Annotated in this window: 9 protein-coding genes and 1 tRNA gene; 1 reads left to right on the top strand and 9 read right to left on the bottom strand. The window is 43.6% G+C overall.

The annotated features are described in order from the left end of the window. Position 1: 1 nt before the first annotated feature. The 8 genes from yycF to ACGTNI_RS05345 form a co-directional block, all read right to left on the bottom strand. Complete coding sequence (gene yycF, locus ACGTNI_RS05380; protein WP_062443543.1) at positions 2–706, bottom strand: response regulator YycF; 705 nt, start codon at positions 704–706, stop codon at positions 2–4. A 154-nt stretch (positions 707–860) separates the two neighbouring features. Next, positions 861–2,306, bottom strand: coding sequence for a peptidoglycan DD-metalloendopeptidase family protein (locus ACGTNI_RS05375; RefSeq protein ID WP_394460534.1), 1,446 nt, complete (start codon positions 2,304–2,306; stop codon positions 861–863). Positions 2,307–2,698: 392 nt separating this feature from the next. After that, positions 2,699–2,771 (bottom strand) — tRNA-Phe (locus ACGTNI_RS05370). Between the two features lie 318 nt (positions 2,772–3,089). Continuing rightward, on the bottom strand, positions 3,090–4,382 hold the full coding sequence (locus ACGTNI_RS05365) for an adenylosuccinate synthase (protein ID WP_085506610.1): 1,293 nt from the start codon (positions 4,380–4,382) through the stop codon (positions 3,090–3,092). A gap of 279 nt (positions 4,383–4,661) precedes the next feature. Then, positions 4,662–6,020 (bottom strand): replicative DNA helicase, encoded by a 1,359-nt coding sequence (gene dnaB, locus ACGTNI_RS05360; RefSeq protein ID WP_062443552.1) that lies wholly within the window; start codon positions 6,018–6,020, stop codon positions 4,662–4,664. A gap of 37 nt (positions 6,021–6,057) precedes the next feature. Beyond that, entirely contained in the window at positions 6,058–6,504 is a 447-nt protein-coding gene (rplI, locus tag ACGTNI_RS05355; protein ID WP_085506611.1) for a 50S ribosomal protein L9, read from the bottom strand. Continuing rightward, entirely contained in the window at positions 6,501–8,477 is a 1,977-nt protein-coding gene (locus ACGTNI_RS05350; RefSeq protein WP_394460531.1) for a DHH family phosphoesterase, read from the bottom strand. Before ACGTNI_RS05350 ends, rplI begins: the two co-directional genes overlap by 4 nt. 33 nt (positions 8,478–8,510) lie before the next feature. After that, entirely contained in the window at positions 8,511–9,458 is a 948-nt protein-coding gene (locus ACGTNI_RS05345; protein ID WP_394460529.1) for a YybS family protein, read from the bottom strand. Between the two features lie 202 nt (positions 9,459–9,660). On the opposite strand from ACGTNI_RS05345, the gene ACGTNI_RS05340 reads away from it, so the two are divergent. After that, positions 9,661–10,476 (top strand): histidinol-phosphatase HisJ family protein, encoded by an 816-nt coding sequence (locus tag ACGTNI_RS05340; RefSeq protein WP_085506614.1) that lies wholly within the window; start codon positions 9,661–9,663, stop codon positions 10,474–10,476. Positions 10,477–10,524: 48 nt separating this feature from the next. On the opposite strand, the gene serA is transcribed toward ACGTNI_RS05340, so the two are convergent. Further along, entirely contained in the window at positions 10,525–12,111 is a 1,587-nt protein-coding gene (gene serA, locus ACGTNI_RS05335; RefSeq protein ID WP_394460527.1) for a phosphoglycerate dehydrogenase, read from the bottom strand. Positions 12,112–12,610 lie beyond the last annotated feature (499 nt).

The following is a 12,610-nucleotide window of genomic DNA, read 5'->3' as shown; positions in this document are numbered from 1 at the left end:
ACTACTCCTGCTCTGGATTACGTAAATAATACCCTACGCCACGTCGTGTAACGATCCATGTCGGATTACTTGGGCTCTCCTCGATTTTTTCCCGCAGCCTTCTCACGGTAACGTCAACCGTACGTACATCCCCATAATAATCATAACCCCATACAGTCTCCAGCAAATGTTCCCGCGTCATTACCTGCCCAATATGTTTCGCCAGATAATGAAGCAATTCAAATTCACGGTGGGTCAACTCAATATAGTCCCCATCTCTTGTAACCGTATAAGCATCCGGGTGGATGACCAGACGGCCGATTTTAATATCCTTCGACTGGGTTGCCGGGTCTTCCGGTTCCTGGAAACGGCGGCGCAAGTTCGCTTTCACTCTGGCAATCAGTTCCCGATTATTAAATGGCTTCGTCACATAATCATCCGCTCCAAGCTCAAGTCCCAGCACCTTATCAATTTCTGAATCTTTTGCTGTCAGCATGATTATCGGCATATTGTGTTTTTTACGGACTTCCCGGCAGACTTCGTTTCCGTCTTTATTCGGAAGCATAATATCAAGCAGAATCAAATCCGGATTCTCTGCATCTGCGAGTTCGATCGCTTCATCGCCATCATGGGCACAGACTACCGTATACCCTTCTTTTTCCAAGTTGAATTTCAAGATATCTGCAATTGGTTTTTCATCATCTACTACTAATATTTTTTGACTCATTGAATTCACATCCCTTTTCCATCCAAGTTTAGTTGATGCGTCTAGTTTATTTTACCTCATTTTCATGCAATTGTCTTTTTAAGGCAAACACTTACTCATACAATAACATAGCCGCGCTGCAAATACTTGCGCGCGGCTATGATTTCCTCTTGGTTTATTTAGATACATATTTCAAAGGGTCTACAGGTGAGCCATTTTTATGCACTTCAAAGTGCAGGTGCTCACCCGTGGAATTCCCGGTATTTCCCATTACGCCTATTTTGTCACCGGCAGCTACCTTGTCACCGACACTTACGCTGATGGAGCTTAAGTGAGAGTATGTCGTCTTATACCCATTTTTATGATCGATTTCGACTTTATTCCCATACCCTCCACTATTGAACTGGGCATAGGTGACTTCGCCGCCATCAGCAGCTTTGATTGTCTTGTCGCTGACTCCGGCGATATCAATGCCGTTATGGGCTTTTCCCCAGCGTTGTCCCATCTTACTGGTGATGGTTCCCCCTACTGCCGGCCAGGTAAACTTGCCGTCTCCTGTAGCAGGTTTCTCTTTTGTACCTTTGAGGATGATCTCTTTCTTCGGTTCTTCTACTGTTTTTTCATCCAGTTTCTCTGTTTCGGTTGTTTCTCCATTCACCTTCGTAACGGCATAATGGATTTCTGTCGTACCATCAGAGCCCTTCTGCTCTACTTTTGTTTCGCCTTTATAAAGCTCATCTGTATTCTTAGTTTCTGTCTCATATGCGATTTTCGCTTCCTTGATTTCTTCTTCTTTCACGATAACGTCCACATAAGACTCCATTTCAGTTACGGTAACTTTGTCATCTTCTTTAAGATCATCGTTGTTTTCAATCTCATCGTTAAGCTTGAAAAATTCATCTTCCGTCATATCATATTTTTCAATGATTTCACTGATGGTTTCTCCGTCCTTCACCGTGTGGTCTTTTTCAACTTCTTTTCCAGACTTCAGTAGATCCACCGCTTCTTCTACCGTGGAAACTTCTTCAGGATCTATTGTATTCTTGTTAAAAGACACATCTTCTGATAACGATACATCTACTACAGCTGGACCATCGGATTGTTTTTCAATAATTTCTTCTTTTTCCATGTTTAACTCTGCTTTATCCAGGGAAGATTCATCTGTGTATTCCAATTTCAACTGATGGACGACATCTTCCGCAGCTTCCTTGTCGGGTAGGTTAGCGACTGTTTCACCGTCTATTTCTACCGTGTACACTTCTGCTTGTACATCAAGTTCATTCTCAATTTCGTCTGTCACTTGATCATTATCATTGGACGGTTCAAATAACTTTTCTTCCACAAAATTAATTTCATCCGATGTGGTAAGATTCATATTTTCATATTTTTCTTGCGCTTCATCGATACGATCATCGATGACTTGTTCAACCATTTCCTTATCATCAACAGCACCTATGTAGTCTTCTCCTACATACACATGATAAACAGTGGAGAGTTCACCTTCCGCCTGGACCGCAGGATGGACTAAAACCACCGTACTGAACAGGAAGGTAAGCATTAATTTTTTCCAAAAACCCGTATTTCCTGACGACTGTTTCCCTCTGAAAAGTGTTTCCCTCACTACGAAAATCCTCCCAAGTCATCTTTATCTCTATCTCTAATTTGCTTAATAATTTTGTCACTTCATCAATCTATCATAAGGTAGAAGGTTGTCGAAACAGGAAACCCGCATTTGTAATACACTTATAATATCCATGGCAGATACCGGTAACATTAGCAAAATACGCTTTATTTGACAGTTTTTTTAAATACAGTGATATCAAGGGTTGAGGAGCAATTGTCCGAATATTTTTTCAATATCATTACAACTTTATTTCAACACGTTAGAACTACTTGGCTTGTCGGAAATTTTGCGAAATCCTTAGTATTTCTTATACTTTAATCCTTTTTAATCAATTTCAATTTTTAAAGTGCAAAAAAGAGGCCTGAACGTTTCAGACCTCTTCTTCGCAGTGGCTTGGGACGGAATCGAACCGCCGACACACGGATTTTCAGTCCGTTGCTCTACCGACTGAGCTACCAAGCCATAATAGTAATTAAATTATTAGTTTCTCTTTGATCACATATCTGTGTTCTTCGTACAACTCGTTTGGATGGGGTTCTGGTCACGCTTATGGCGATGTTACGGCTTCATACCACGCAGTAATATGCAGTAGTGACTTATGAGTGACAAAACTCGCTTGCTTTCGACAACGTGGTTAATCGTATCATAATAATAGATAAAGTGGCAATAGTTTTTTTAGAAATTTGTTAAAAGAAAAAGAAGTGCTATAACCATAAAAAGAGAGAGTCGGGAAATCGAATGAAGTGACTTCCTGACTCTCTTCTCTATTTCCTAACACGATCAATCTGCGCTGTATACGCTGCGAACGACATTGGTCTGGGAACGATCTGGGCCTACGGAGAAAATCGACAATGGAATCCCGGTAAGCTGCGAGATACGTTCCACATAATGGCGGGCATTTGCCGGAAGCTCATGGAGACTTTTCACGCCTGTAATGTCCTCTGTCCATCCTGGCATTTCTTCATATACGGGTTCACATTCTGCAAGCACCTTCAAACTTGCCGGGAACTCTTCTATGATTTCGCCCTTGTATCGGTAAGCGGTACAAATTTTCAATGTCTCTATTCCAGTCAATACATCAATCGAATTCAAGGACAAATCGGTTAGTCCACTGACACGGCGGGCATGACGTACGACCACACTGTCAAACCAGCCGACACGGCGTGGACGACCGGTTGTTGTACCGTATTCACGGCCGACTTCCCGGATTTGTTCACCGATTTCATCGTCAAGCTCAGTCGGGAATGGACCATCACCGACACGAGTAGTATAGGCCTTAGATACGCCGACCACATGCTTGATTTTTGTAGGTCCAACGCCAGAACCAATGGTAACTCCGCCCGCAATCGGGTTGGATGAAGTAACAAATGGATAGGTACCCTGATCGATATCGAGCATGACTCCCTGTGCCCCTTCAAAAAGGACACGACGTCCCTCATCAAGATTGTCATTCAAGACAACAGATGTATCGCACACATATTTCTTGATTTGCTGACCATATTCGTAGTATTCCTCTAAGATATCTTCCACGTGCATCGCTTCTGTATCGTATAGTTTCTCAAAATGGCGATTTTTCTCTTCCAGGTTAAGCGCAAGCTTTTCATGAAAAGCATCCTTGTCCATCAAATCGGCGATACGGATACCGACACGTGCTGCTTTATCCATGTAGGCAGGGCCGATACCTTTTTTAGTTGTACCAATCTTGTTGGCGCCTTTTTCTTCTTCCTGCAATTCGTCAAGCTTTAAATGGTACGGTAGAATAACATGGGCACGGTTGCTGATACGCAGATTGGCTGTCGATACACCTTTATCATGTAAATATTCCAGTTCTTCTATGAGTGCCTTTGGATCGATTACCATTCCATTGCCAAGCACACATATTTTATCATCAAAGAATATCCCGGATGGGATCAAGTGTAACTTATAAGTGACACCATCAAATTTTATTGTATGTCCTGCATTGTTTCCGCCTTGATAACGGGCTACAACTTCGGCATTTTGGGATAGAAAGTCCGTGATTTTACCTTTTCCTTCATCTCCCCACTGGGTTCCTACTACAACTACTGAAGACATAAGGCACCTCCGCCATTGATTATAGTTCATGTGATAATTTTTTTAGACACTCGTAAGTGTACCAATAGAAAAAGCATCCGTCAATCCAATAACCGAACATTAAAATTGCATCGGATATATTCGTTCGTGATTTTCCCATTGATAAACCAGGCATTCGACACTAGTCCGACCACTGGATATTCTTACCTCTATTTTATTAGTCGTATCGTCTGTTTTCTTGACGAAAAAATTCTGGGCAATATGTAAAAAAGGTAAGCACTGGTTGTGCTCACCTTTTCATCAGGCTGGTGGTATATCGCTTTCCTGGTAACGGTGATCGAGGTCGACGAACTTGTTGTATTGTTTTACAAAGGCAAGTTCGACCGTTCCGACCGGGCCGTTACGCTGCTTGGCAAGGATGATTTCGATATTATTATTCTCGGATTCTTGTTCATAGTAATCTTCCCGATATAGGAAGCCGACGATATCGGCATCCTGCTCGATACTTCCAGATTCCCGGAGGTCAGACATCATCGGACGCTTGTCCTGACGGGATTCCACACCCCGGGATAGCTGGGATAATGCGATCAATGGTACATTCAATTCCCGGGCTAACCCTTTTAAGGAACGGGAGATCTCGGAAACTTCCTGCTGCCTGTTTTCTTTGGAGTTGGCACTTCCCTGAATCAGCTGCAAGTAGTCGATCAGAATCATACCGAGCCCATTCTCCTGCTTTAAACGTCGGCATTTGGAACGAATATCACTGACACGGATTCCGGGTGTATCGTCAATATAGATACCAGCGTTAGAGAGACTTCCCATCGCCATCGTCAGCTTTCCCCAGTCTTCCGCTTCAAGACTGCCTGTGCGGAGCCTCTGGGCGTCGATATTGCCTTCCGCGCATAGCATACGGGAGACAAGCTGATCAGCCCCCATCTCTAGGCTGAAAATAGCGACATTTTCATCGGTGTTAATCGCGACATTCTGAGCAATATTCAATGCGAATGCAGTCTTACCCATCGAAGGACGGGCGGCGACAATGATTAAATCATTACGCTGGAAGCCAGAGGTGATTTTATCCAAATCACGATATCCTGTCGGAATACCGGTAACACCTTCTGAATTGTTGTGAAGCTGTTCAATATTGTCATAAACGTCAATCAAAACGTCTTTAATGTTCTTGAAGGCTCCGGAGTTTTTCCGCTGGGAAACATCCAGGATATTCTTCTCGGCATCATTCAGGACGCTATCGACATCTTCTTCGTCAGAATAACCGGTAGTAACGATATCGGTGGCTGTCTTGATCAGCCGCCTTAAGATAGCTTTTTCATCGACAATACGGGCATAGTATTCGATATTAGCAGCTGTCGGAACGGAATTGGCCAGGTCACTTAGATAAGAGACGCCACCGACTTCCTCCAGTACCTTGGCATTGGATAATGCCGTAGTTACAGTAACAAGGTCAATCGGTTCTCCTCGGTCCGATAGTGTTAACATCACTTCAAAAACACGCTGATGGCTGGCCCGGTAAAAGTCATCAGGCAATAGTTTCTCTGCTGCGGTCGACATAGCTTCAGGCTCTAAAAAGATCGCACCGAGAACCGCCTGCTCGGCTTCAATATTATGAGGCGGGGTGCGATCATTCCAAAATTCACTCACTTGCTGTTCCTCCCCTTTAGAAGAAAAAAGGATGGCATTATTGCTCTTCCACATGCACCTTGATCGTTCCTGTTACTTCCGGATGAAGTTTTACAGGTACGTTCGTGTAGCCGAGGGTGCGAATTGGATTATCAAGCTCAATCTTACGTTTATCAATTTTGATTTTGTGGGTTTTTTTCAGTTCATCGGCAATTTGCTTGCTTGTGATTGAACCAAATAGACGGCCGCCATCACCGGATTTCGCTGTCAGTTTCACTTCAAGTCCGGCCAGTGTTTCTTTCAGCTTTTCAGCTTCTTCTAATTCTTGCTGTTCTAGTTGTTTTTCTTTATTTTTCTTAGCTTTGAGTTCTTTCATGTTACCTGGTGTCGCTTCTTTAGCCAGGTTATTTTTCAGCAGATAGTTACGCGCGTAACCATCGGATACATTTTTAACTTCGCCTTTTTTCCCTTTACCTTTGACATCTTCTAAGAAAATGACCTTCATTCTGATGTTCCTCCTTCAAAGTATTCATCAATGATATCTTGTAACAATGCCTTTGCATCGTTTATGGTTGTATCTTCTAATTGGGTGGCGGCGTTCGTCAAATGCCCACCCCCGCTCATACGTTCCATGACCACCTGAACATTGACATCCCCAAGTGAACGCGCACTGATTCCGATGCGTCCATCTTTTCGTTCAGATATTACGAAGGAAGCTACCACTCCACTCATCGTGAGCAGCGTGTCAGCGGCCTGGGCGATCAGTACAGGTCCGTAGGTCTCCCCTTCATTTCCTGTGGCTATAGCAACGCCATCCCGATAAATTTCGGCACGTTCAATCAATTGACTGCGCCGTACATAAACGTTCAAATCCTCTTTCATGAACTTTTGAACAAGGATGGTATCCGCCCCTTTGGAACGTAAATAAGAAGCAGCATCGAACGTTCTGGATCCTGTACGCAGGGTAAAGCTTTTCGTATCGACAATGATACCAGAAAGAAGTGCTGTCGCTTCCAGCATCGAAAGCTTCAGCTTCTTCGGCTGGTATTCTAATAATTCCGTGACCAATTCTGCCGTGGATGATGCATAAGGTTCCATATAGACTAGTGTCGGATCGGATATAAACTCTTCAGCACGACGGTGGTGATCGATCACTACGACGTGCTCTGTCTTGCTTAACAGCTTTTCTTCCACCACCATGGAGGGCTTATGCGTATCAACAACGACCAGCAGCGTTTCGGTATTGACCATATCCAAAGCATCTTCCCGTGAAATGAAATGAGACCATAGTTCGTCGTCTTCTCTCACTTCATCGATCATTTTATCAACGCCTGTATCGATTTCATCTTCATCCATGACGATAAAACCTTCTTTTTCATTAGCCTGGGCGATTTTCAGAATACCAATAGCGGCTCCGACAGCATCCATATCCGGAGCTTTATGACCCATAATTAAAACACGGTCGCTTTCCTTAACCAACTCTTTCAACGCATGAGAAATGACTCTTGCACGTACACGTGTGCGTTTTTCCATTGGATTCGTTTTTCCGCCATAGAAGCGGACTTTCCCGGTATCATCTTTAATGGCAACCTGATCGCCGCCCCTGCCGAGTGCAAGGTCAAGACTGGACTGTGCCAGCTCCCCAAGTTCCGGAAGGCTGACAGGTCCCACACCGATGCCATAACTCAAAGTTAATGGGACGTTCTGGTTGGATATCAGCTCACGGACTTCATCTAATATTTCAAATTTCGATTTCTCTAACTGATTGAGGATTTCCTGATTCATGACGGCCAGGAAGCGTTCCTGCGAAGTTCTTTTCAAATAAATCCCATATTCGTTTGACCATTTATTCAAAATGGACGTCACTTGGGAGTTGAGATGACTCTTGGCTGTATCATCCATGCCCTGGGTGATTTCCTCATAGTTATCCAGGAAAATAATCGACAGTACCGTCTGTTCATTGTGATATAAATGCTGGATTTCTGACTGTTTGGTCCGGTCAAACAGGTATAAAAGCCGTTCGTCTTTTTTGATGAAAGTCTGGAACTCGTAATCACCAATTTGGATCCAGGCTTCATTTTTATCCTCTTTGATACAAGTAACCAACTCCTCGGATAAATCCTGCAATGATTGACCCACCAATGTTTCTTCATCCCCGGAAAAATCATTCATATAGGGATTTGTCCACTCGACGCGGTAGTCTTCACTAAACAGCACAATCCCGATCGGCATCTCTAATAACGCTTCCTCTCCGACTTTTTTGACCCGGTAGGAAAGCGTAGTAATATATTCCTCGGTTTCGTGAAGCATCGTCTGTTCGGCACGCACTGTATAATAGATAGATGCCGTAAGCAGTAATGTCATCAACAGACCGAGCGTCCATTCGTAATACCAAATGAAAGCAAGCAGGACGATGGACAACAAATAAATGATCCAAAAGTGTCTGCTTATCTTTGGTTTTTTAGCAAATTTCGTCATGAATGTCAGCTCCTACAATCAATATCCACGCATTCATTTTTTGTTTTCTTTGAGACGGCTCCGTAACGAAAATCCTAAATCAATTATACCTAAGATTCTTACAAGATAAAGCAGAACTGTCGGTAAAAGGATCGTTAAAATGATAGACAATACAGGGACTGCTTTTGACAGCTTTTTCACATGGGTATAGTAAAAGATAAACGCAAATCCCTGAAGCGCAATCAGTAAACCGGTCACAATGAAAACGTTAATAGCAGCAAGGTAAATCGTGCTGTTTGGATCGGTATTGATCCAGGTAAAGATCATACCAAAAAAGTAATACCATAAAATGGACGTTGGCAGCTTAAAATCTCTGAATTTAGCGAACTTCAAATCAGCCCTGTCCAGCCTGTTGATGATTTTGTAGCTGAGCAGCTGACTGATGAAAGCCATCACAAGCCCCATGATAGCAAACAGACTCGGAATGATATCCGGGAATTGCTTGAATTGTTCCTGCAGCGCCTGAATTTGTTCCTCTGTAGCTTCATTGTCGCCAGTGATGGTCTCCATCATTCCCTCAGTCATGGCAAATGATTCATCCATCATCGTATTGATTTCATCAATCCAATTGACTCCGAATAATAACTGGGTTACCAAAAACACAGCAACGAGACCTAACAGAAAGCCGACCGAACCGATTGCCAGGGTTTCATAGGAAGTACGCCGTTTATACAGGGATATCCCGATAAACAGCCCCCCGACCCCCGCCAGCAAGGTTAGCGGCAAAGAATAAATCGTCGCAGTCAGCAACGAAAGTATAATAGCAGCGAGCAGCATGAAGATACCTGGTTTGCCGCCGTGCCGATAACTATATAGAATAAAAGGAACGGGCAGTGTAAAAAATACCACGATTCCAAGAAACGGGACAAAAACGTTTATCAATAACAATATCAGATAAACACCTGTCATTAAAGCCCCGTCTGTAATTTGTTTCGACCCCATCATTTCCCCTGACACTCCATTCTTTCTCTATAACAGATATATGCTTCGATTAATGCCTGTGTACCTCCTACCATTCTAACATGTTTCTTCTTGTTACAATAAGCAATTACATATATTGACTGCACGGATTCTCCGAATGGCTTTGCCGGGATGTTAATAGTTTGATAAGATAAGTCCTATACCAAATCCGAGGAGGCAAATGATGCGGACCGATTATCATGTACATATGCACGAAACAGGCGAATTTTCCACCGATTATTTAAAAGAGTACCTGACTAAGGCAAAAAAAGAGGGAATCGAAGAGCTGGGGATCTCAGAACATGCCTATTTCTTCAAGGAAACGAAGGACATCATTTCCAATCCATGGATCGATAACCGCCGCGGTCTTGATTTCAAAGATTATCAGGCTTTATTCGATGAAGCAGAAAAAGAAGGCTTACCTGTAAAAATGGGGATAGAAATGGATTATACGCCAGGGAAAGAAGCAGAGATGAAAGCCTTTATCGATGCACACCCGTTCGATTACGTCATTGGTTCTGTCCACTGGATCGGTGATTGGGGAATTGATCTGGCAACATTTCGTGATGAATATGAAAAACGAGATATCAAAGAAGCTTACCGGCAATATTTTGACCAGGTCGTTACCCTGGCCGAATCGAAACTGTTTGATTTTGTCGGCCATATCGACTTAATCAAAATCTTTTCTTATTGGCCGGATGATAAAGAATTTCTACATGAGCAATATGACCGTGCTGTAAAAGCACTTGCAGATTCCGGCACTTGTATTGAAATCAGCACTGCCGGTTTAAGAAAGCCGGTAGGAGAGATCTACCCGGACCCGGTGCTCTTGAAAAAGTGCTATGAAGCAGGCGTAGGAATCGTATTGTGTTCTGACGCCCATAAGCCCGACCATATCGGATATGCCTATGATCAGTCAGTGGAACTTGCGCGCTCCGTCGGTTATGATAAGGTGCACGTATTTTCCCACCGCTCTTCGAAAACTGTTCCATTAGATTAAAAAACAATCCCCACAGCTCGAGCATATTGCTCAGCTGTGGGGATATTTTTATAACTGTAAACTATGAACCTGACGGACTTCTTCCATCTGACTGATCTTTTCCGTGCAAGCTTCTTCTAATGGTTTATCGACCGTCAATACCATTACCGCATGTCCACCAAGGTCTGTACGTCCCACCTGCATAGTGGCGATGTTGATTTGATCTTCCGCTAGTAAGTTACCTACTTTCCCGATTGCCCCTGGCTTATCGTGGTGACGGATGACAACCAGGTTACCAGCTGGCAGGACATCGACAGAGTATTGGTCGAGCTTGACGATTCGTGGCCCAAGCCCGTTCAGCAATGTTCCGGATACCGAGCGTGTCTCCTCATTCGTTTGGATTTCTACTGTAATAAGATTCGTGAAACCTCGGGAATGGGTTGTTTTTTGTTCGTTAATGATGATTCCACGTTCATCAGCAGCCATAAAAGCATTAACTTCATTGATTCGAGAACCTAAATGCAGACGCAGGATTCCTTTGATAGTGTTACGGGTCAACGGGTTGGTTTCATGATCGACCAACTCACCTGCATAATAAATATTGACCTTTTCTAAAACTCCTTTGGTTAAACGAGAAATAAATTGGCCAAGTTTTTCTGATAGTGTGAAGTAAGGAGAAAGCTGCTCCATCACTTCTTCAGAAACAGACGCGATATTCACCGGATTACGAGCATTACCCTCACGAAGGATATGAACGATATCTTTACTGACATCAACTGCAACATTTTCCTGGGCCTCAATTGTGCTGGCACCTAAATGGGGAGTAGCAATGACTTCATCCAATTCCAGCAGTCTATGACCAATTGCAGGTTCTTCTTCAAATACGTCCAAAGCAGCACCGGCAATCTGTTTTTCAACAATTGCATCATAGAGAGCATCTTCATCAATAATTCCACCCCGGGAACAGTTGATAATTCTCGCTGAAGGCTTCATCAGCTGGAAGGCTTCCCGATTAATCATATGTCTTGTTTCTTCCATCAAAGGTGTATGCAGCGTAATAAAGTCAGCTTTTTTCAGCACATCTTCTACGCTGCCGTAATCGACACCCATTTTTTCAGCTTTCTCTTTTGTGAGAAATGGATCATAGGCAATGACATTCATCCGCTGGCCTTTCGCACGACGTGCTACTTCTGCTCCAATCCGGCCAAGACCGATGATACCAAGAGTCTTATCTTTCAATTCAACACCAATCATCGCTTTTCGTTCCCATTTATCTTTACGTAACAGGTTATAAGCCTGAGGGATATTCCGTGCCAATGACATGAGCATTGCTATCGTATGCTCTGCAGCAGAAATGGTATTGCCATCTGGGGCATTGACGACGATAACTCCATGTTCGGTCGCTGCATCCAAATCGATATTATCGACCCCGACGCCTGCACGTCCGATCACTTTCAAATTTGGTGCTGCTTCGACAATTTCCCGGGAAATACGCGTTTGACTGCGGACAATCAATGCCTCCACAGTACTCACTTTTTCCAGCAATTCCTCATGTTCCATACCAGGTGTGTTGATGACCTCAATATCTTCTGCATTTTTCAAGGGGGTGAGGCCCTCTTCGCTAAGGGGGTCACAAATCAAGACACGAAAACTCATTACCCTGTCTCCTTTCTACTCTATACCGGATTTCCTTCAGTAATTTCCATCACTAAAGTGAATAATATTTTCTATCCTAACAAACCCTCCCTATTTGTCAATCTATTCAAACAATTCCTCCTGCTTTCTAAGCGCTTTCATCGTTTCTGTTGCAACCTTTTACTTTTTTTAAGAGGCTTATTCAACAATAGGGCCGAATTGTGGAAGACTCAGTTTCAAAATAGTGAGGGTTCTTTACTATAATAGCGTCAGGGGTGGCTGGGAAACTACTCGCTTTCCAGCTTCATCGCCTAGACACTCGCGACATAAGCAATCCATCAACGGGAAGCAAGACCACTTCCCTTTTGCTGTTCTGCTTATGCGTGTCGTGTCTCCCAAGGCGATTACGCATTCATTTCTTTCCTGCGGGGGAACCGGCAAGCCTCCTCGGTCGTTTTCACTCCCTGTGGGGTCTCGCATGGCTCCTTCTCCCGTGGGAGTCTCGCAGTTTCCCAACCAC

Origin of the sequence: Thalassobacillus sp. B23F22_16 (genome assembly GCF_043496955.1) — a bacterium.
Classification (GTDB): domain Bacteria; phylum Bacillota; class Bacilli; order Bacillales; family Halobacillaceae; genus Thalassobacillus; species Thalassobacillus devorans_A.
Note: the sequence above shows the minus strand (reverse complement) of the source record. Positions and strands in the feature narration are given on the sequence as shown.